Below are 21,099 nucleotides of genomic sequence, written 5' to 3'. Positions count from 1 at the left end.
TAAAAAACAAATTAAAAAATGAATATACCAGCTAATTTAAAGTACACAAAAGACCACGAGTGGGTAAGTATTGAAGGAGATGTTGCAACTGTTGGAATTACAGATTTCGCACAAAAAGAATTAGGAGACATTGTTTATGTTGAAGTTGAAACTTTAGACCAAACTTTAGATCAAGATGAAGTTTTTGGAACAGTTGAGGCAGTAAAAACAGTTTCTGATTTATTTTTACCATTAGGAGGTGAAATTATCGAATTCAACGAAGAGTTAGAAACACAACCAGAATTAGTAAACACAGATGCTTACGGAAAAGGATGGATGATTAAAATCAAAGTTTCTGATTTAGCACAAGTAGATTCATTATTATCTGACGAACAATACAAAGAATTAATTGGAGCGTAAATTTAGAATTGGATTTGCAATTTTTTGGACCATATTAATACCAATTCTTTGCTTGATGAGTTTCTCTAATATTAAAGAAGTTCAACAAATAAAGATTCCGAATATTGATAAAATAGTTCATTATGCACTTTATACTTTACTTTCTTTTTTTTGGATGTGGAGTTTAGTAAAGAAAAATCAACCTAATTCATTTAAAAAATACGCTTTACTTATTTTTATTTTTGGTAGTGTATTTGGTATTTTGATTGAAATCCTTCAAGAATATTTTACCAAATCACGCTCAGGAGAATTTTTAGATGTAGTTTCTAACTGCTCAGGAATTTTAACCGGAATATTAATCAGTAAATTAATTTCAAAATAATAAAAACCTCACTAACTTAGTGAGGTTTTTTAATTGTAATAAAATGAAATTGAATACATATTTAGATGCAACTTATCTAAAAACTCCAGAAGATAGCGGTTTATCCGAAAACGAGACAACTCAAAATGTGATTGAATTAATCGAAGATGCAATTGTGGATAACTACAAATTGGTTATGATTCGTAATAATTACATTACGCTAGCAAAAGAAATGTTATCAAAAGCAAATTCAAAAGTACAAGTCGGTACAGTTATCGATTTTCCTTTTGGGAATGGCGGATTAGAACTGAAATTGAAAGAAGCTCAAAATGCGATTGATTTAGGTGCAGATGATTTGGATTTTGTCGTGGATTATCATGCTTTTAAAAATGGAGAAATCGATAAGGTTTCAGAAGAAATTTTGGAAGGAACGAAATTAGGATTATCGAATCATAAAGTCGTAAAATGGATTATTGAAGCAGCTGCTTTATCGGATAAAGAAATTATTCAATTAACAACTTTGATAAAACGAATTGTAATTTCAAACTTCAAAGAAAAAGATTACGAAAATGTTTTTGTAAAATCATCGACTGGATTTTTTAAAACTCCCAATGGTGAACCAAACGGAGCAACGATTCATTCTATTATTTTGATGTTAGAAAACGCAACGCCTTTGCCTGTGAAAGCAGCTGGTGGAGTTCGTACAACGCAAGAAGCAATTGATATGATTAAATTAGGTGTAAAACGAATTGGAACATCTTCTCAAAAAGCGATTTTATTTGGACAAACAGGAAATAGTAATTATTAGAAGTTTAACAGTTACTTATTTAACGAATTGTGGCGTTTACCAATTTTTTAAAGTATATTTGCACACCGTTAAAAATTACAAAATATTACTATTTTGGCACAAATAAATAATAAAAGTATTACCCTTTTTTCTGAATTTAAAGAAATGACCAAAGCTGGTTTGGCTATGAGTGTTGTTTTTTCTACAATTGCAGGGTATTTTTTAGCTGTTAATGATTGGAGTGAAGTTAATTACGTAACTCTAATTTTACTAGCTGTTGGAGGATATTGTATGGTTGGAGCATCTAATGTTTACAATCAAATCATTGAAAAAGATTTAGATGCAAAGATGGACCGAACAAAAAATCGTCCAGTAGCTTCTGGTCGAGTTTCTCCAAAAACAGCTTTGACAATGGCTGTCGTTCTAACGATTTTAGGTGTTGCAATATTATACGTTGTGAATCCTAAAACTGCAATGTTTGGTGCGATTTCAATTTTTCTTTACACGAGCGTTTATACACCCTTAAAAACAGTTACGCCTCTATCGGTTTTTGTTGGAGCTATTCCTGGAGCAATTCCGTTTATGTTGGGATGGGTTGCTGCAACTGGTGAATTTGGTATTGAAGCAGGAATGCTTTTTATCATTCAGTTTTTTTGGCAGTTTCCGCACTTTTGGGCAATCGGATGGTTTTTATATGACGATTATAAAAAAGGTGGTTTTTCTATGTTGCCAACAGGGAAACGTGATACAAAAACAGCTTTACAAATAATATTATATACGATTTGGTTAATCTTAGTTTCGATTTTCCCGGCCTTTGGATTAACAGGAAGATTGTTTTTAACTCCTATTGCTGCCGTTTTGGTTTTATTATGTGGATTATGGATGTTGTATGCAGCGGTTCAGTTGTATAAAACAAGAACTGCAAAAGCTGCTCGTTCGTTGATGTTGGTGAGTGTTTCTTATATCTCATTGATACAAATTATATATATAGTTGATAAATTTATTAGATAATGAATACATTGGAAATTAATAAGGAGCGCGAGAAAAAGGAAAAAGCCTATAAAACGATGTTGTTTTTAGGAATGGGAAGTATCGTTATGATTTTTGCTGCCTTGACAAGTGCTTATGTTGTTAGTAAAAGTAGGCCTGATTGGTTGGCTGAATTTAACTTGCCTAGTGCGTTTTTGTATAGCACAATTATCATGATTGTTAGTAGTGTGACTTTTCATATGGCTAAAGTTGCGATTAAGAAAAATAATCGTAATCTAACGTCAATTTGTTTGGGTCTTACTTTGTTTTTTGGGATTGTATTTATAGCTTTACAGTTCGAAGGTTTCTCTCAAATTGTTTCTGAGGGATATTATTTTACAGGAAGTGAAAGTAATATTACTACTTCGTTTTTGTATGTTTTGGTGTTAGTGCATATGGCACATATTATCGGAGCTTTAATTTCATTATTGATAGTAATTTATAATCATTATAAACAAAGGTATAATTCAACTCAAAGTCTTGGAATAGAGTTAGGTGCGATGTTTTGGCACTTCTTAGACTTCTTGTGGTTGTATTTATTTTTATTTTTTACTTTTTACAATTAGTGAATTTACTTTTCTTGAATAGAAAAAATGTGTAAATTTGGGAACTTTTTAACTTTTTAAAATTTTTATGGGAGCGACAGTTACTACAGCAGCGACTAAAGAAAAAGTCTGGGGGGGAGGAGCATCACAGCAACCTCTAGGCGCAAGCTACGGAAAAATGATGATGTGGTATTTCATATTATCAGATGCATTAACATTTTGTGGTTTTCTTGTAGCCTACGGTTTTACAAGATTTAAATTTATCGATTCTTGGCCAATCGCCGACGAGGTCTTTAATCACTTTCCGTTTTTGCACGGTATGAATTTACCGATGTATTATGTTGCATTGATGACATTTATCTTAATCTTTTCATCTGTTACGATGGTTTTGGCAGTAGATGCTGGACATCAAATGAAAAAGAATAAAGTTGCTGTTTATATGCTTTTAACAATTGTAGGAGGTTTTATTTTCTTAGGTTCTCAAGCTTGGGAGTGGAAAAATTTCATTACTGGAACTTACGGAGCTGTAGAAACACAAGGAGGTCAGATTTTACAATTTGTTGATAAAGACGGAAAAAGAGTTGCTTTAGCTGATTTTGCTGATACATCTGTTCCAAATGAGCGTGTTGCTTTAAATAATAGCGAAGCTTTTTGGTTCCTTGGGAATTCAACACCACCTACTTATTCAGTTGCGCAAATTCAAGCTGGTTTAGAGAAAAATCCAGATGTTTTAATCAGAACGCAATTTGATGAAGGAAGACATAAAAAAGTTATTCTTTCTAGAGAAGAAACTTTAGCTCAAGCTTCTCAATTTAAATATGTAGTTGAAGGTGCTAACTTAGTTAGAAACGAATATGGTCACAAATCTTTCGCTGATTTATTCTTCTTTATTACTGGTTTCCACGGATTCCACGTTGCAACTGGAGTTTTGTTAAACATTATTATTTTCTTTAATGTATTATTGGGAACTTACGAAAGAAGAAGAAGTTATGAAATGGTTGAAAAAGTTGGTTTATACTGGCACTTTGTAGATTTAGTTTGGGTATTCGTATTCACATTCTTCTACTTGGTATAATTTTAAATTAGAAAAAAATGGGAGCAAACGCACACGGATCGAATACCAAAAGAATTTGGATGGTTTTTATTTATTTATCTCTTCTAACAATTGTTGAGGTAGCATTAGGAATTGTAAAACCAGCATTTTTATTCTACACCGAGTTTTTAACATTAAGTTTATTAAACTGGATATTTATTTTAATGACAATTTGGAAAGCATACTACATTATGTGGGCTTTCATGCACTTAGAAGGTGAAAAAGCATCTTTCAGATGGTCGATAGTTGGTACATTAGCATTTTTATGTGTTTACTTAACTGCTATCGTTTTAATCGAAGGTGAATATATTCATCAAGTATTCCAAAATTCAAGTTATAAATGGATTTTCTAAATCCATAAAAATGAGTTAAAAAGGCGGTATTTTACCGCCTTTTTTTTATTTTTGTAAAAATTTTCATAATGAAAAAAGTCTTTCTTATTGTAGCTTTATTTATAATTCCAATTGTCGCTTATTTATTTTTTGCCTCAGGAGTAAATAACTTTGTTAAGCTGCCAATTGTTACCTCAAACGTCCCTGAATTACCAAATTTTAAAAATCAAAATGATAGTGTGATTCAACTAAAAAATAAAATTACAATTCTTGGTTTTCCAGGTAATAATGTAAATGAATTTAAAGGTAATATTACCAATCTATGTCATAAAATCTATTCTAAAAATATGGAGTTTGTGGATTTTCAAGTGGTCTATGTTGCTCCATTTGGTACAGAAGAAGAAATTTCTAAAATTGTTCAAACTTTAAGTCGTGACGCTGATTTGTCTAAATGGTTTTTTGTATTTGCTACTCCAGATGAGATTTCTGAATATTATTCAAAGCTTCAATTAGTCGGTGGTTTAGATTCTGATGCAGCAACACCTAATGTGTTTATTATCGATAAAGAATTAAATCTTAGAGGTAGAAAAGGAACCAATAAAAAAGGAGTTGAAGAATATAGAGAAGGATATAATACAACATCAGCTGCTGATTTACATAACGAAATGTCTGACGATGTAAAAGTTATTTTAGCAGAATATCGTTTGGCACTTAAAAAGAATAATAAAGAAGAAAATATAACTCGATAAATCATGAAGAATAAAGCTTATATTGGAATTTCATTCATCATACTTGTATTTGGAATTCTAGTGGTTCCAAAAATTGTTGACCGATTCAAAGGTGATGCAATGGTAGATAACGACCGTTTGAATATCGCTCCTAAAAGTGAATTAGTAGAAATTGCAGCTGCACCAAAATTCAGTTTTACAAATCAGAACAATGAAATAATTACTGATGCATTCTATAAAGATAAAGTGTATTTAGTTGAGTTCTTTTTTACCTCTTGTCCAACGATCTGTCCGATCATGAACGAAAATATGGTTAAAATTCAAAAGGAACATATTTATGATAAAAACTTTGGTATTGCTTCATTCTCGATTGATGCAATAAACGATACACCTGAAGTTTTAAAACAACATGCAAAAGAAATTGGTGCAGTTCATGAAAATTGGAATTTCTTTTCAGGAACGCAAGATGCCATTTTTGGTTTAGCTAAGAATTACAATATGTTTGTTGGAGCTAACAATGATGCGCCTGGAGGATTTGAGCATTCTGGTTTATTTGCTTTGATTGATAAAAACGGTAATTTACGCTCACGTCAAGATGATTTTGGTAATCCAATTGTCTATTATGATGGTACGACAGATGAAGGTGTAAAAATGATAAAAGAAGATATTAAAAAATTATTAGCTGAGTAATGGAAAATAGAGAGTTAGAAAAAAAATATAATATTTGGATTTGGATTTTATCTATTGCAATTCCTGTAGTGGTTGCCATATTATTTACTGTTAACTTACAGAAGTTGGGTTATGATGTTAAACCATTGTCTTTTTTGCCTCCGATTTACGCTACAATTAATGGTATTACTGCTGTTTTATTATTCTTAGCTGTTGCGGCTATTAAAAAAGGAAATGTAAAATTACACGAAAAGTTAATCAAAGTTTGTATCGGTTGTTCGATTGCGTTTCTTGCCATGTATGTAGCTTATCACATGACGTCAATCGAAACAAAATTTGGCGGAGAAGGCTATATTAGATATGTATATTTCTTTATTTTAATTACACATATTCTATTGTCGATTATCATCATTCCTTTTGTTTTAATTACATTTGTAAGAGGGATTTCAGGGTCATATCAACGACACAAAAAATTAGCAAGAATTACGTATCCAATGTGGTTGTATGTTGCTGTTACTGGTGTTATTGTGTATTTGATGATTTCTCCATATTATGTAAATTAATTTTATAGAAATGAAATTACCGAATATAAAAACAACGATTCTTGTTTTCGCAATATTATTATTTAGTCAGTTTTCCAATGCTCAATGTGCTATGTGTAGAGCTGTTTTAGAATCTGAAGAATCAGGAATCCAAGCCGAATCAATTAACGATGGAATTGTTTATTTAATGGCTTTTCCTTATATTTTATTAGCTGTTGTTGGTTGGGCAATTTACAGTGTGATGACTAAGAAAAAGAAGACAACTTAATTATAAAAATAAAAAACTGCTTATTGCAGTTTTTTTTTGTTTTTGGTGTAACATATTTTAAGATTTATCTACTTATAATGTTAAATAAAAAGTATGAAAAGGAGTTTTTGGAATATAGCAATGTTGTTTTTGGTTTCTACAACCGCAACTTTTGCACAGCATAAACTTTGGACTTTACAAGAATGTATTTCTCATGCTCGTGAAAATAACATTTTCGTTCAAAAGTCTGAATTACAATATCAAAACGCTTTGATAAACAAAAGTGATGCAATCGGTAATTTTTTACCTTCTGCAAATGTTTCGTCTTCGCATTCTTGGAATATTGGTTTGAATCAAAATATAACAACGGGTTTACTTGAAAATCAAACGACGCAATTTACTTCAGCTGGTTTAGATGTTGGAATTGACATTTACAAAGGTTCTCAAAATTTGTATAAATTACAACGTAGCCGTTTAACTGAGTTGTCTGCTAAATATCAACAAGATAAATTACAAGATGATATTTCTATAAATGTTGTTAATTCATATTTACAAATTCTTTTTAATAGAGAATTTCTAAAAGTGTATCAATCGCAATATAAATATGATGCGTCTCAATATGATAGAATCAAAATATTAGTTGAAGCAGGTAATGTTCCAGCTGGTGATTTGTTGGATAGTGAAGCAACTTTAGCTACGACATTACAGAATATGACAATTGCTGAAAATAATCTAAAAATTTCAAAACTAGCTTTAGCACAATTATTACAAATCACAGATTACGAACATTTCGATGTGATTGAAGAAAATATTGTAGCAGAAGATAGTTCGGTTTTGTTAGAATCGCCAGAGACTATTGTAGCTAAATCTAAAGATGTTTTGTTAGATTCAAAAATTAATGAAGCAGAATTAGAAATTGCTAAAAAAGATATTCAAATTGCAAGAGCTTCATATTTGCCAACAATTCGTGGTTTTTATAGTTTTCAAACACGTGCCGCTTATTCAAAAATCGTAAATGGTATGGAATTGAATCAAGCGAATCCAACGAGTACGATTGGATATGTAGAAGGAACGAATCAAAGTGTTTTAACGCCAAACTATTCTCCTGTTCTTGGACCAGCAAAAGGTATTTTTGATCAATTTGATACGAACAAAGGACAGAATTTTGGGATTGGAATTTCTATTCCAATTTTAAATGGTTTTCAGATTCGTAATAATGTAAGTCGTTCAAAAATTGCACTTGAAACAGCTGAATTAAATCTAAAAGAAACCAATTTACAAATCGAACAAAAAGTTTATACTGCTTATTCTGATACCCAAGGTGCTTTACAAACTTATAAAGCAGCGCAAAAAACATTAACAGCTCGTAAGCAATCATTAGAATATGCAAGACAGCGATATGATGTTGGTTTATTGAATATTTTCGATTTGAATCAAAATCAAAATTTAGTTATCGCTGCTGAATCTGAATTGTTACGAACAAAATATGATTTCATTTTCAAAACTAAAATTCTAGAATATTATTTCGGATTACCAATCTTTAAAAACGAAAACTAATGAAAACGAAGAAAAAGAACAATAAAAAAAAGATTATAATTGCCATCGTTTTAGTTGTATTGGTGGGATTAGGATTCTATTATTATAGCTCTCAGCAGAACAAAGATAAATCTACAGAAGTTGAAGTTGAAACTTTGGCAACTGGTGAAATTATTCAAAAAGTTTCTGCAACGGGTAAAATTCAACCCGAAATTGAAGTTAAGATTTCATCTGAAGTTTCAGGAGAGATTATCGATTTACCTGTAAAGGAAGGTCAACTTGTTACAAAAGGTCAACTTTTAGTTCGTATCAATCCCGATTTATATCAATCAAGTATCGACAGAACGGTTGCTTCTTTAGCTACTTCAAAAGCAGGATTGAGTCAATCAGAAGCGCAATTGAAAGAAGCTAAATTAAGTTATGATAGAAATAAAGTTCTTTTAGATAAAGGTGTAATTTCAAAAGCAGAATGGGATAAAATTGTTTCGGCCTATGAAGTTGCAGTTGCTTCAAAAAATTCTTCTAGATTCAATGTCGAGGCAGCACAAGCATCGGTAACTGAAGCAAGAGATAACATGAATCGTACAACAATTTATTCGCCAGTTGCTGGAACGATTTCTCGTTTAGATGTTGAACTTGGTGAACGTGTTTTGGGTACGCAACAAATGACTGGAACCGAATTGATGCGTGTTGCTAATTTAGATAATATGGAAGTTGAAGTTGATGTTAACGAAAATGACATCGTTAAAATTGCTGTAGGAAACGAAGCTATTATCGAAGTTGATGCTTTCTTGAAAAAAGAATTTAAAGGAATTGTTACATCAATTTCAAATTCATCTACAAATACAACAACTTCTGCCGATCAGGTTACAAATTTCAAAGTGAAAGTGAGAATCTTAAAAGAATCTTATGAAGATTTATTAGAAGGTAAACCAGCTTCGTATTCTCCATTTCGACCAGGAATGACTGCTACGGTTGATATTATTTCTAAGAAACTTACAAATGTTACGATGGTTCCGATTAGTGCAATTGTTATGAAATCGAAATCTGAATCTGTAGTTTCTACAACTGTTGATGAGAAAGTGAAAAAAGAGGAAATTGATATTTCAGAAAATGTTGTTGTTGAAACAGAGGAGAAAAAAAATGAAGCAGTATTTGTGAAAAACGGAGATAAAGCCGAACTTCGCTTTGTGAAAACTGGAATTCAAGACAATAAAAATATTCAAATTTTAGAAGGCTTAAAACCAGGAGACAAGATAATCGTAGGGCCTTATTCTGTTGTAAGTAAAACTTTGAAAGTAGGAGATAAGGTGTCTGTTAAAGGAGAACAAGTAAAAAAATGATTTATATCTTAAATATAGAAACGGCAACTAAACAATGTTCGGTTTCCGTTTCTAAAAATAACGAATTGATTGCGCTTCGTGAATTAGCTGAAGAAAATTTCAATCACGCAGAAAAACTTCATGTTTTTATTGAAGAAGTAATGACTGAATCAAATATCAAATTAAGTGATTTGAATGCAGTTTCTGTAAGTAAAGGACCAGGTTCTTATACAGGTTTACGAATTGGTGTTTCTACAGCAAAAGGATTGTGTTACGCTTTAGATATTCCGCTTATCGCGATTGATACGTTACAGATAATTGCTAAGCAAATTCAGATTTCTGAAGGAATTATTCAGCCGATGATTGATGCTCGAAGAATGGAAGTTTTTACGGCTTCTTTTGACCAAAAACATCAAATAGTTGGACAAACAAAGGCTTTGGTTTTAGACGAAAATTCGTTTGAAGATATTCAAGAAAAAATACATTTTATTGGAGATGGAGCTGAGAAGTCAGAGGCAGTTTTAAAATCGGAACGTTTTGTGTATTATTCGCATTTAAAATATCCTTCAGCTAAAGAAATGGTTGAGTTGAGTTACGATGCTTATTTAAATAAAAAGTTCGAAGATGTGGCTTATTTTGAGCCATATTACTTAAAAGATTTTATGCTAACAACTAAGAAATAAAAAAAAAGGGATTTCAAATTTGAAGTCCCTTTTTTTAGTTTAATATTTTTCTGCTTTTCCGTTTCCGTTGTCAGTAACATTCACTGTTTTTGTAGCTTTGTAATATAAATTTCCTGTTCCATTTATATTTCCATCAATTCCATTAACCGTATTTGTGTAAACATTTCCACTTCCTTCTAATTCAATTTCAGTGAAGAAATTAGAAAGTTCTTTAGCGTCAAAATCTTTCGAACCTTTGTAGTTGATTTTTAAAATATTTGCTGAACCATTTAATTTAATTTCCGAATCATTTTCAATATCCAAAATTACTTCATCAACTTTCAATCTCAAATCAGCTGTGCTGTTATCTGTTGATGTGATTTTTAATTGTAATGTTTCAATTGCTCCTAAGTTTGTTAGTTTAGCACCGTCTTTTAAAACGATTTCCTTGATTTTTTTAGAAGGAATTCTAACTTTTAACGGTTCGGTTTGCGAAAGTATAATTACATTATTGTTGTAAGTTAAATACAAAGTTCCATTTTCGACTTTCGATTTAATTAAAGTTTGTAAATTAATATCTCCATTGACCATGATTTTTTTCTGAAAATCGTTGTTTAAAATCGTTGCATCGATATTTCCAGAAATTTCAATACGGTCAAATTCAGGTAAACGACGTTCTTTTTCAATTACACGACCATTTCCTTTAACTTTTCTGGGTCCTTGAGTTTGTGCATTTCCATTTAAAGTTGCACCTAAAATAAATACTAAAATATAAATTAGTTTCATGTTATTGATTTTCTAAAAGTTCTTCAAATTCGGGGATTTCTCCAAAAATATTTTCAGTGAAATCTAATACTTCCGAAGATATGAAATTTTTTTTAATATCATTGATTCCTTTTTCAATTAAAAGTGGTGTAGTGAATTTTCTACTATTTCCTAAAATAAAACCATTTAATTCTAATTTAAAGAAAAATTTTCCGCCAGGAGTTTTAAATTTCACAAACTGCAAAACGTCAAAATTATTTTTAATAATATTGATTTCACTAAAACATTGAGCTTTAGATTTTAATGTATTACTTGTAAATAAAGTGTTTCCTTTGTAGTTGTTGTAAGAATATTTATAGGTTTGATTTTCTTTGATTGTAATTACTAAAGTGCCCATTTTTATTTTTGAATAAACACAAAAATAGAACAAAACATTCGTTTATTTTTTTTGTAAAAGTCAATAATTGTTTCTAAGTTTTAAACTGAGTTTATTTTTGATTAATCGAACCTAAACCAGATTTTTCTTTGATTATTTCTTTTGGATTTCCTTTGTAAGTTAAGTTTCCAGCTCCAGAAATAGTTGCTTCTAGTTTTTCTGAAACATTTACATTTGCATTTCCAAGTCCTTCGATAGTTACAATTGTAGAATTTGTTTCTAATTCAAAAGCATCTAAATTCCCAGCTCCTTCAATTTCTGTCTTCGCATTATTGGTTCTTCCTTTTAAAGAAATATTGCCTAAACCTTCAATTTTATTTGAAATAGAATTGTTGTTAATAGTTAATTCTAAATTCCCAGCGCCTTCAATTTCTGTTTCGATATTTTCAGCTTTTTGAATAATTGTACTTTTTATATATCCCAATCCAGAAATATTAAATTTTGAAATGTTTTCAGAATTTATTTTAGCAATGATTTGCGTTTTATTTTTCAGGGTAAAGGTTTTGTTCTTTTGCGAAAGAATCAATTCGCCCTCAATTATTTCATGTTTGATTTCTTCTAAATTTTGTTTAGTTGAAATAATATGAATTTCATCCTTTGGAATGTCATTACTGATTTCAATGTTTACAATAGATTTATTACTAATTGCATTGTAAGTACCGATTTTATAAATAACGGTTTCAACTGTCTCGGCTGAAGTATTTTCTGAAGTGATTTCGTTTGAATTATTATTAACATCTGGTTTTTTACAGCTTGCCAATAAAGTTACTGAGAATAAAAGGTAGTAGATTTTACGCATTGTTTTTTTTTACTAAAATATAAAAAAATACAAAAGGATTAAAAACAAAAAAACCTGAAATATAAAATTTCAGGTTTTAGTACTCAAGGCGGGACTTGAACCCGCACGAACATTACTGCTCACTGGATTTTAAGTCCAGCGTGTCTACCAATTCCACCACTCGAGCAATTGGAGCGAAAAACGGGGTTCGAACCCGCGACCTCAACCTTGGCAAGGTTGCGCTCTACCAGCTGAGCTATTTTCGCAATTGTTATTTTTAAAGAACTTCTTGTTAAGTGATGCAAATTTAAAAATATTTTTTAAGATAGCAAAACCTTTTTTTGTTTTTTTAGTACTCAAGGCGGGACTTGAACCCGCACGAACATTACTGCTCACTGGATTTTAAGTCCAGCGTGTCTACCAATTCCACCACTCAAGCATTTGGTACTAAACAATGATTTGTAAAGAACAATTTAATTTATTCACGAAAATTAATAAAACGTTTATTTAGTACTCAAGGCGGGACTTGAACCCGCACGAACATTACTGCTCACTGGATTTTAAGTCCAGCGTGTCTACCAATTCCACCACTCAAGCATTTTTGGTACTAAATATCTTTTAGAACGTTCGCTTTACTTCCGTATTGCGAGTGCAAATATAGAACGTTTTTTCGTTTCTACAATAGCTTTGGAATAAAAAAAAGAATGTTTTTTTTAATCGTTTGATTATTAGTTGTTGAGATTTTGATTTTTTTTTCGACTCATTTGAAACATCAATAAAATCTTGGTTTTAATTTGAAATTTGTACCATTTATTAAATCGATTTCGAACTAAAGCAAATAAAAAAAGGCTCTCTAATTTAATAAAAAACCTTTCTTCTATCACGAATTAATAATTTAGAATCGATATCCAACGCCGACTCCAATTAAAAGTGGATTAATTTTCACTTCTGCTGGAATATCTAAAGTATTTCCACCAACTAAATTTGATGCATCAACAGTTACGTCTGTCTTCAAGAAAAGATATTTGATATCAACATTTATAAAAATATCATCATTTAAATTAAAATCTGAACCAGCTTGTAATGCAAAAGAAGCTTTATTTTTATATTCAACTCCATTAACAACTCCGCTTGATTTCACATTATAAAAAATTGTATAGTTAATACCCGCTCCAACATAAGGTTTAGCAAATGCATCTTGGCTTGGAAAAAAGTGATATTGTGCTGTTAAAGTAGGAGGTAAAAGCATTACCGAACCTAAATCAACATCAACACTAGGTGGTAAACCTACAGCTGTTAGATTTGAACCTGTTGTTTTTACATTGTGTTTTGATGTTCCTAAAATTAATTCTGCTGCTATATTTTTTGTAAAGAAATAGGTGAAATCTAATTCTGGAATGAAAGTTGTTGAAATATCAACTCCGCCACCAATAATTCCAATATTTGCACTTTCATTCGGTATAACACCAACGCCTCTTAAACGAACTTGCCATTTTTTATAATCTGTATTATTTGAGTTTTCTTGTGCAATTATTGAAGTTGATATGCTCAATATTGCTACTAATGATAATATAACTTTTTTCATGGTATTTGTGTTTTTAATTTGATTAAAGTTACTTTTTTAGGAGCTTCTAAATTGTGATAATAATCAGTTGAATCATTTATTTTTATTGGATTTGTTCAGTAAAACCATCGTACTTTTTCTACCAAAAAAAAGAGCCCGATTTTGATATCGTGCTCTCTTAAAAAAGTTGTTTTATAATTAAATTATTTTCTTTCCGAATAGATGAAATCCTTTCTTAGGATAGGTTCTATTTTTAGGAATATTATTAAAAATTAATGCAGCAATTAGTAATATGATTACACCTGATAAAACAGGCGAGAGTACATACATATATCCTAAACTGGTAATTGAGGTTCCGCCGGTAACTGCAATTAATGCAGTTGCTCCTCCTGGTGGATGTAATGTTTTGGTTATTTGCATAGCAATAATGGAAAGGGAAACAGCTAACGGCGCAGCTATCCATAAAATCGGAACTAATTTAAAAATAGTTACTCCAATGATTGCTGAAATTAAATGTCCACCAACTAAATTTCTTGGCTGTGCTAACGGACTGTCAATTACGCCATAAATCAAAACACAGCTTGCGCCAAAAGAACCAATTAATAAAGTTAAATCAAATTTAGAAAGTGCTTGAAATTGTAAAAAACAAATAACACCCAATCCGACAAAAGAACCAATAAATGCCCAAATATGTTCGTTTACATTAAGTAAGGTTTCTTTGTAAATTACGTATTTGGTTTTTCTGTACGTTCTGTTTTTTTTGAATGACATAGCTTTATTTACTAACCATTTTTTTGATTTCGTTTAATTTCATCAAAGCTTCAACTGGTGTTAACGAATTGATATCTAAATTCAATATTTCTTCTTTTATATCTTCTAAAAGTGGATCGTCTAATTTAAAAATACTTAATTGTAAATCATCTTCAGGTTTTATTTGAACTTTTCCGTCAGCTTTGTGACTTGCTTCTAGTTTCTTTAAGATTTTCTGTGCTTTTGCAATTACGGTTTGTGGCATTCCTGCCATTTTAGCCACGTGAATACCAAAACTATGTGCGCTACCGCCAGGAACTAATTTACGTAAGAAAAGTACATTATCTTTAAGCTCTTTTACCGAAACATTGAAGTTTTTGATGCGCTCAAATTGTTCTTGCATATCATTTAATTCATGATAATGCGTTGCGAAAAGTGTTTTTGCTCTATTTGGATGTTCGTGAATATATTCTGCAATTGCCCAAGCAATCGAAATACCATCGTACGTTGAAGTTCCACGTCCAATTTCGTCTAATAGAACTAAACTTCTGTTGGTTAAGTTATTTAAGATGGAAGCCGTTTCGTTCATTTCAACCATAAAAGTCGATTCGCCCATCGAAATGTTATCTGATGCCCCAACTCGTGTAAAAATTTTGTCAACAATTCCCATCGTAACTTCGCTTGCTGGTACAAAACTTCCCATTTGAGCCAATAAAACAATCAATGCGGTTTGACGTAAAATAGCAGATTTACCCGACATATTTGGTCCGGTAATCATAATGATTTGTTGCGAATCGTTATCTAAATATACATCATTTGAAATATACGGAACGCCAACTGGTAACTGCTTTTCAATAACAGGATGACGGCCTTCTTTAATCTCTAAAACAAATTCATCAACTAGAGTAGGACGAATGTAATTGTTGTCAATTGCCAATTGTGCAAACGATTGCAAACAATCTAATTGTGAAACCAAGCCAGCATTTAACTGAACTGGCTGAATATATTGTGCACACCAATTGATGAACTTTTCATAAATTTCTGATTCAATACGCGAGATTTTTTCTTCAGCTCCTAAAATTTTGGTTTCGTATTCTTTTAATTCTTCTGTAATATAACGCTCTGCACTAACTAAAGTTTGCTTACGAATCCATTCTTCTGGAACTTTATCTTTATGTGTATTTCTAACTTCAATATAATATCCGAAGACGTTGTTGAAAGCAACTTTTAAGGAAGGAATTCCTGTGCGCTCGCTTTCGCGAGATTCTAAATCAGATAAATAATTTTTACCGTTTTGAGAAATGTTTCGAAGTTCGTCTAACTCTTCATTAATTCCCGAAGCAATAGCATTTCCTTTGTTTAAGGCAACTGGCGCATCTTGGTTTAATGTAGTTTTGATTTTTTCACGAAGCAATTCACAAGCGTGGAAATTGTCGCCAATGGTTTTTAAAGATTCATTTTTAGATTGCAAAGCTTTTTCCTTCATCGGAATAATTGCATCTAAAGATTCTTTAAGATAAATTATTTCGCGAGGAGAAATTTTTCCGATTGCTAGCTTTGAAATCAGACGTTCTAAATCTGAAATTTGTTTGATTTGATATTGAAAGAATTGTAAGGTTTCTTGATTTTCTTTTAAGTAAGAAACGACTTCATATCTATCGGTAATTTTATTTTTATCTTTTAAAGGAAGTGCCAACCAACGTTTTAATAAACGTCCGCCCATTGGCGATAAAGTTTTGTCAATTACATCTAAAAGTGTGGTTGCATTTTGGTTAGAACTGTTATGTAATTCAAGATTTCTAATCGTAAAACGGTCCATCCAAACATAAGCATCTTCAGCAATACGTTGAATATTTGATATATGTTGAATGCGATTATGTTGCGTTTCCGACAAATAATATAAAACGGCTCCTGAAGCGATAATTCCTTCTTGAAGTTCTTCAATTCCAAATCCTTTTAAAGAATTTGTTTTGAAATGATTGGTTAAGGTTTCGTTGGCGTAATCTTCTTTGAAAATCCAATCTTCTAAATAAAATAAATTAAAAGCAGAACCAAATTGATGCAAAAAATGATTTTTAGTTCCTTTTTGAACCAAAACTTCACTCGGACGGAAATTCTGTAAAAGCTTGTCGATGTATTCTTCGTTTCCTTGCGAAGTTAAAAATTCACCTGTAGAAACGTCTAAGAAAGCAATCCCGATATGTTTTTTACCAAACTGAATAGCTGCTAAAAAATTATTAGTTTTAGATTGTAAAACTTCGTCATTGATTGCAACACCCGGAGTTACCAATTCCGTAACACCACGTTTTACAATGGTTTTGGTCATTTTCGGGTCTTCCAATTGGTCGCAAATCGCAACTCGAAGTCCAGCTTTGACCAATTTGGGTAAATAAACGTTGACAGAGTGATGTGGAAATCCTGCCAATTCAATTTCACTTGGACTTCCTGCTCCACGTTTGGTTAAAGTAATTCCTAGTATTTTTGCAGTTCGAATGGCATCTTCACCAAAAGTTTCATAAAAGTCACCAACACGAAATAACAAGCAAGCATCTGGATATTTGCTTTTTATTTGATTGTATTGTTGCATTAACGGAGTTTCTTTTACTTCTTTTTCTTTTTTTGCCATCTTGATTTTACTATTTTAAGAAGACAAATATACCATAAGTAAAACACAAAAAAAAGCAACCCAATTACGGATTGCCATTATAATATTTCGAATATTTCTCTTTTATACTTTTGATTTATTAAAAGCGATAACCAATACCGATAGAAGCTCGAACTCCCGCCCAAGGACCTTTGATTTTAGCTTTAGCGCCATTTGCATTAACTTCATATTCATAATCGACAACTGGGATGTCTAAATCATTTAAAGATTCTGCAATAGCTGCTTGTTCATCTGCATTTAAAGCTTTATTTCCAGTTAAATTTCCTTTAGCACTACCAAAATGAGGCCCCATTATTAACCAATCTAAATAAACATTTTTAGCAATTTTCCATTGAGCACCAATTGCTAAACCTCCTGAAATTGTGTTTACTTTACCGTCTAAATTTATTGATTGGTCTTGGTTTTCATATGTATAATTTAATGGGAATTTTAAAGAATAGCTACCGTATCTAAAAAACGGAGCAACATAAAATCCTTTGAAAACTTGTTTACCTAAATAAAAACGAGCTTCTGGTGTAATTGAAAAACTAGAAAGTCTAATTCCTTGTAGCTGTGCAGCTGTAGTTTTGTCATCTACTAAGCTTTCAATTTTTTTTGAAAATGGAAGTTTTCTATTTGGCATAAGATTAATTGAACCTCCAATTGTAAATTTAGAACCAATAGATCTTTCGTATTGAAAAGAAAAATTCCCCATTGTTAACGCTAATAAATTTAATTTGACAAGGTTTTTGTTTTCGTTAATTTCTGTGACTTTTTCAGAAACAACTTCTTCTTCTGTTGTAGTTGGGAGATTGTTTTGCGAAAACCCAAATTGACAACATAAGAGTACTAATAAAAAATTAATTTTCTTCATCATTGTTTTTTTGCATAATTAACAAAAAATTTTGAATAAAAAAAATAATTTTATGATTTAGGATGGTGAATTAATAACCGTTGTGTTATATTAAGGCGTATTTCTTTTTTAAAAGAGTTGCGATTTCTTGATAGCGTTCTTTGGTTAAGCGGTCAGAAACGTAGCTTTTCCAGACATTATCTGTAAGTAATAATAAAGTTTCAGCTTCAAGTTCGGGATATTTATAATTCAAAGCTTCAAATGAAAATTTTAGTTTGTTTAAACTAGGCTTCATATAATTTTGATGGTATTGTTGTGCTATCGGATTTAGGGGTAGAATTTTATAAATCATACGCCAAAAATCAAATTGATGGTCGATTAATGCAATCGGTAAATCAATGAATTTAATTAGAAATTCTTCTGCAGAATTGGCCGCAAGAAATTTTCTTGTAAAATCAATTGCATCTAAATAATCTTTTTTGATAAGTTCTTCAAGTAAATGATCTTTTGTTCCAAAATATTTGAAAATCAAAGCTTCAGAAACACCAGCTTGTTTAGCGATTGATTTTGTTGATGTTGCTCGAGCACCTTGTTCTGTGAATAGAAAAAGGGAAGCATTTAATATATCTTGTTTTTTTGACATTTTTTCTTGTTGAATTTAATGCAAAGATAGTGAATGCAATGCTGATGTTTTTCTAAACGAATTCCTAAAAAAACTAAATTTAACTTTCGATAATCTTGTAATGTTTTTTTAATCTTCTGATAAGAATGGAGCTGAATAACGTAATCGAAAAACCAATAATACAACCTAAAACTACGGTTCCAGCTCTGAAAATTGGAGTTAGTTCGATTTCAGATAAATGAGGTTGTAGTAAAACAATTAATAATGCTACAATAGCAACACGTGCCATATTCATTACATTTAAAACATAGCAAATGATTGAAGTTATAATTATACCAACTATTATGACATAGATTGTAGGTTTGTCATTAAAAAATTCGCAACCCAAACCAACTGCAGAACCAATTAAATTAGATTTAACTCGTTCAATAGTTAATCTTCTGGAATCTTTTCCTTCCGGAGAAATAACTAGAATTATGGAAAGTAAAACCCAAAACAAATCATATTTTGGATAGTTCATCATTAATTCATATCCTATTACAAAACCTATTATACATCGAAAAATATAAATGATTAATTGTGATGTAATAATCCTTTTTATAAGAGCGTCCATTAGTGTTTTTTCTTTTTTTTTCTTTGTACAAAGTTACCACATCAAAACATAAATTTATTTTAATTTCAGATATAATTTTTGTGACTTTGAACTAAATTGTATTTTTGTCAAAATCAGCAAAATGAAAAAATTAGTTTTAGACGATTTAAATCGTATTAATGTTGAAGAGTTTAAACAAGCAGAGAAAACTCCGATTATAATTGTATTAGATGATATTAGAAGTTTACATAATATTGGAGCTGTTTTTAGAACTTCAGATGCTTTTTTAATTGAGAAAATTTATTTATGCGGAATTACCGCAACACCTCCAAATAAAGAAATTCATAAAACAGCTTTGGGTGCAACTGAAACTGTGGAATGGGAATATGCTAAAAATGTAGTTGAAGTTGTTGAAAAATTAAAGTCAGAAAATGTAGCTGTTTATTCGGTTGAACAAGTTGAAAATTCGATTATGTTAAATGATTTTTCAGTTTCTGAAAACGTAAAATATGCTTTGGTTTTCGGGAATGAAGTAAAAGGTGTTTCTCAAGAAGTAATTGATATGTCAAAAGGAGTTATCGAAATTCCTCAATTAGGGACCAAACATTCATTGAATATTTCGGTTAGTGCCGGAATTGTAATCTGGGATTTGTTTCAGAAATTACAAGTTTTAAAATAATAAAAAACCGAACTAGTAAAAATATTAGTTCGGTTTTATTTTTTCTTGAATCTGATCTAAAATAGCGATATAATCTTCTTGATTTTCGATTAAATCGAGTTCGGTCATATCAATCACCAACGTATTTTGATTTTTGTTTGTTTTGATAAAATCGGCATAGCTTTTATTGATTTTATTTAAATAATCTGCAGGAATTTCAGATTCGTAACTTCTTCCTCTTTTCTTTATATTATCTAATAATCTATCAGTTTCTTGATGTAAATAAATGTACAAATCGGGTTGAGTTACTTCTTTGTACATAATGTCGAAAATGTTTTTGTACAAACGAAATTCGTCTTCATCAATCGTAACCTGAGCAAAAATCAATGATTTATAAATAAAATAATCGGCAACAATAAAATCTTTAAACAAATCAAGTTGACCTAAATCATCTGAAATTTGCGAATACCGATCAGCTAAGAATGACATTTCTAAGGGAAATGCGTATCGACTTGGGTCTTTGTAAAATTGAGGTAAAAACGGATTATCGGCAAAGCGTTCTAAAACCGTTTTTGCATTAAAATCTGCTGCAATTTTCTGAGTTAATGTTGTTTTTCCTGAACCGATATTTCCTTCAATTGCAATAAAGTTTAACTGATTGAACGTATATTTATCCATTGGATTCACAAGTGCATCAATCTTTTTAATTTCAGAATCGTCTGTTGTTGCAACAAGTAATTCTTTAAACGATTTTTTTAAAATTGGATGAATCCAATCTAACTTTAAATCAGCGCAAGGTTGTAAAACAAATTTTCTGTCTTGAACAAACGGATGCGGAATTTTTAATGTATCGGTTGAAATAATTTCTTCATTAAAAGAAATCATATCTATATCAATACTTCGAGCAGCATATCCAGCTTCTTGATTTCTGATTCTTCCTAAACGCGTTTCAATATGTAAACAATGAGCTAAAACATCTTCTGCGGATTTAAAACTGTGAATTAAAATCGCACAATTAAAAAAAGCATCACTTTCAAAACCCCAAGACGGCGTTTCGTAAACGGGAGAAATGGTAATTACACTTCCAACTTCATTGTTTATGAGATTGATAGCATTTTGTAAATTATCTTTTCTGTTTCCTTGATTGCTTCCTAACGAAAGTATGATTTGATGTTGTTTATACATATTGCAAAATAAACAAATCTC

The 21,099-nt window shown here is 30.9% G+C and carries 25 protein-coding genes and 4 tRNA genes; 15 read left to right on the top strand and 14 right to left on the bottom strand.

Features of this window, described 5'->3' with window-relative positions; all coding sequences use genetic code 11:
* Positions 1-18 precede the first annotated feature (18 nt).
* The 14 genes from gcvH to tsaB all read left to right on the top strand — a co-directional run bounded on the left by gcvH (position 19) and on the right by tsaB (position 10,252).
* Positions 19-399, top strand: coding sequence for a glycine cleavage system protein GcvH (gene gcvH / locus EG240_RS00575; RefSeq protein ID WP_125016334.1), 381 nt, complete (start codon positions 19-21; stop codon positions 397-399).
* Positions 400-454: 55 nt separating this feature from the next.
* Positions 455-760 carry a VanZ family protein gene (locus EG240_RS00570; RefSeq protein ID WP_125016332.1) on the top strand — a complete coding sequence of 102 codons (306 nt, stop codon included), beginning with the start codon at positions 455-457 and terminating at the stop codon, positions 758-760.
* A 43-nt stretch (positions 761-803) separates the two neighbouring features.
* The gene (gene deoC / locus EG240_RS00565) at positions 804-1,547 is read left to right on the top strand and encodes a deoxyribose-phosphate aldolase (RefSeq protein ID WP_125016330.1); all 744 of its coding nucleotides are present in this window, start codon (positions 804-806) and stop codon (positions 1,545-1,547) included.
* Between the two features lie 90 nt (positions 1,548-1,637).
* Positions 1,638-2,537, top strand: coding sequence for a heme o synthase (cyoE, locus tag EG240_RS00560; protein ID WP_397337227.1), 900 nt, complete (start codon positions 1,638-1,640; stop codon positions 2,535-2,537).
* The gene (locus tag EG240_RS00555) at positions 2,537-3,121 is read left to right on the top strand and encodes a cytochrome c oxidase subunit 3 (protein WP_125016328.1); all 585 of its coding nucleotides are present in this window, start codon (positions 2,537-2,539) and stop codon (positions 3,119-3,121) included. The genes cyoE and EG240_RS00555 overlap by 1 nt, the downstream gene beginning before the upstream one ends.
* 67 nt (positions 3,122-3,188) lie before the next feature.
* Positions 3,189-4,175 (top strand): cytochrome c oxidase subunit 3, encoded by a 987-nt coding sequence (locus tag EG240_RS00550; RefSeq protein ID WP_125016326.1) that lies wholly within the window; start codon positions 3,189-3,191, stop codon positions 4,173-4,175.
* A gap of 17 nt (positions 4,176-4,192) precedes the next feature.
* Positions 4,193-4,546, top strand: coding sequence for a cytochrome C oxidase subunit IV family protein (locus tag EG240_RS00545; protein ID WP_125016324.1), 354 nt, complete (start codon positions 4,193-4,195; stop codon positions 4,544-4,546).
* Positions 4,547-4,614: 68 nt separating this feature from the next.
* The gene (locus EG240_RS00540; protein ID WP_203229277.1) at positions 4,615-5,274 is read left to right on the top strand and encodes a hypothetical protein; all 660 of its coding nucleotides are present in this window, start codon (positions 4,615-4,617) and stop codon (positions 5,272-5,274) included.
* Positions 5,275-5,277: 3 nt separating this feature from the next.
* Positions 5,278-5,943 (top strand): SCO family protein, encoded by a 666-nt coding sequence (locus EG240_RS00535; protein ID WP_125016322.1) that lies wholly within the window; start codon positions 5,278-5,280, stop codon positions 5,941-5,943.
* On the top strand, positions 5,943-6,485 hold the full coding sequence (locus tag EG240_RS00530; RefSeq protein ID WP_125016320.1) for a DUF420 domain-containing protein: 543 nt from the start codon (positions 5,943-5,945) through the stop codon (positions 6,483-6,485). The genes EG240_RS00535 and EG240_RS00530 overlap by 1 nt, the downstream gene beginning before the upstream one ends.
* Before the next feature lie 10 nt (positions 6,486-6,495).
* Complete coding sequence (locus EG240_RS00525) at positions 6,496-6,732, top strand: hypothetical protein (protein ID WP_125016318.1); 237 nt, start codon at positions 6,496-6,498, stop codon at positions 6,730-6,732.
* A gap of 93 nt (positions 6,733-6,825) precedes the next feature.
* Positions 6,826-8,268 carry a TolC family protein gene (locus EG240_RS00520; protein WP_125016316.1) on the top strand — a complete coding sequence of 481 codons (1,443 nt, stop codon included), beginning with the start codon at positions 6,826-6,828 and terminating at the stop codon, positions 8,266-8,268.
* The gene (locus EG240_RS00515) at positions 8,268-9,590 is read left to right on the top strand and encodes an efflux RND transporter periplasmic adaptor subunit (RefSeq protein WP_125016314.1); all 1,323 of its coding nucleotides are present in this window, start codon (positions 8,268-8,270) and stop codon (positions 9,588-9,590) included. The genes EG240_RS00520 and EG240_RS00515 overlap by 1 nt, the downstream gene beginning before the upstream one ends.
* A complete protein-coding gene (gene tsaB / locus EG240_RS00510; protein ID WP_125016312.1) occupies positions 9,587-10,252 on the top strand; it encodes a tRNA (adenosine(37)-N6)-threonylcarbamoyltransferase complex dimerization subunit type 1 TsaB in 666 nt (221 codons plus the stop codon). Before EG240_RS00515 ends, tsaB begins: the two co-directional genes overlap by 4 nt.
* Positions 10,253-10,291: 39 nt before the next feature.
* On the opposite strand, the gene EG240_RS00505 is transcribed toward tsaB, so the two are convergent.
* The 13 genes from EG240_RS00505 to EG240_RS00445 all read right to left on the bottom strand — a co-directional run bounded on the left by EG240_RS00505 (position 10,292) and on the right by EG240_RS00445 (position 19,256).
* On the bottom strand, positions 10,292-11,017 hold the full coding sequence (locus EG240_RS00505) for a GIN domain-containing protein (protein WP_125016310.1): 726 nt from the start codon (positions 11,015-11,017) through the stop codon (positions 10,292-10,294).
* Between the two features lies 1 nt (position 11,018).
* Complete coding sequence (locus EG240_RS00500) at positions 11,019-11,393, bottom strand: YegP family protein (protein ID WP_125016308.1); 375 nt, start codon at positions 11,391-11,393, stop codon at positions 11,019-11,021.
* Positions 11,394-11,484: 91 nt separating this feature from the next.
* Positions 11,485-12,231: a GIN domain-containing protein gene (locus EG240_RS00495; RefSeq protein ID WP_125016306.1), complete on the bottom strand. Its 747-nt coding sequence runs from the start codon at positions 12,229-12,231 to the stop codon at positions 11,485-11,487.
* Between the two features lie 80 nt (positions 12,232-12,311).
* A tRNA-Leu gene (locus tag EG240_RS00490) sits at positions 12,312-12,397 on the bottom strand.
* Positions 12,398-12,400: 3 nt separating this feature from the next.
* Positions 12,401-12,476, bottom strand: a tRNA-Gly gene (locus EG240_RS00485).
* Between the two features lie 87 nt (positions 12,477-12,563).
* Positions 12,564-12,649: transfer RNA gene (locus EG240_RS00480), tRNA-Leu, on the bottom strand.
* Between the two features lie 72 nt (positions 12,650-12,721).
* A tRNA-Leu gene (locus EG240_RS00475) sits at positions 12,722-12,807 on the bottom strand.
* Between the two features lie 298 nt (positions 12,808-13,105).
* Positions 13,106-13,795 (bottom strand): OmpW/AlkL family protein, encoded by a 690-nt coding sequence (locus tag EG240_RS00470; protein WP_125016304.1) that lies wholly within the window; start codon positions 13,793-13,795, stop codon positions 13,106-13,108.
* A gap of 177 nt (positions 13,796-13,972) precedes the next feature.
* Positions 13,973-14,545, bottom strand: coding sequence for an HPP family protein (locus EG240_RS00465; RefSeq protein ID WP_125016302.1), 573 nt, complete (start codon positions 14,543-14,545; stop codon positions 13,973-13,975).
* Positions 14,546-14,549: 4 nt separating this feature from the next.
* A complete protein-coding gene (mutS, locus tag EG240_RS00460) occupies positions 14,550-17,150 on the bottom strand; it encodes a DNA mismatch repair protein MutS (protein ID WP_125016300.1) in 2,601 nt (866 codons plus the stop codon).
* A 118-nt stretch (positions 17,151-17,268) separates the two neighbouring features.
* Positions 17,269-18,045, bottom strand: a complete 777-nt coding sequence (locus EG240_RS00455; RefSeq protein WP_125016298.1) for a DUF3575 domain-containing protein — start codon at positions 18,043-18,045, stop codon at positions 17,269-17,271.
* A gap of 82 nt (positions 18,046-18,127) precedes the next feature.
* The gene (locus EG240_RS00450; RefSeq protein ID WP_125016296.1) at positions 18,128-18,664 is read right to left on the bottom strand and encodes a TetR/AcrR family transcriptional regulator; all 537 of its coding nucleotides are present in this window, start codon (positions 18,662-18,664) and stop codon (positions 18,128-18,130) included.
* A 79-nt stretch (positions 18,665-18,743) separates the two neighbouring features.
* Positions 18,744-19,256 (bottom strand): FUSC family protein, encoded by a 513-nt coding sequence (locus tag EG240_RS00445; RefSeq protein WP_125016294.1) that lies wholly within the window; start codon positions 19,254-19,256, stop codon positions 18,744-18,746.
* Between the two features lie 121 nt (positions 19,257-19,377).
* Between EG240_RS00445 and EG240_RS00440 the strand changes: the two genes are divergently transcribed.
* Positions 19,378-19,914: an RNA methyltransferase gene (locus EG240_RS00440; protein WP_125016292.1), complete on the top strand. Its 537-nt coding sequence runs from the start codon at positions 19,378-19,380 to the stop codon at positions 19,912-19,914.
* Positions 19,915-19,938: 24 nt separating this feature from the next.
* Here the strand turns inward: EG240_RS00440 and folK are convergent, their stop codons facing one another.
* On the bottom strand, positions 19,939-21,078 hold the full coding sequence (folK, locus tag EG240_RS00435; RefSeq protein WP_125016290.1) for a 2-amino-4-hydroxy-6-hydroxymethyldihydropteridine diphosphokinase: 1,140 nt from the start codon (positions 21,076-21,078) through the stop codon (positions 19,939-19,941).
* Positions 21,079-21,099 lie beyond the last annotated feature (21 nt).

Source organism: Paenimyroides tangerinum (assembly GCF_003865405.1).
Taxonomy (GTDB): Bacteria; Bacteroidota; Bacteroidia; order Flavobacteriales; family Flavobacteriaceae; genus Flavobacterium; species Flavobacterium tangerinum.
The sequence above is the reverse complement of the archived record's forward strand: the minus strand, read 5'-3'. Positions and strand labels throughout refer to the sequence as shown.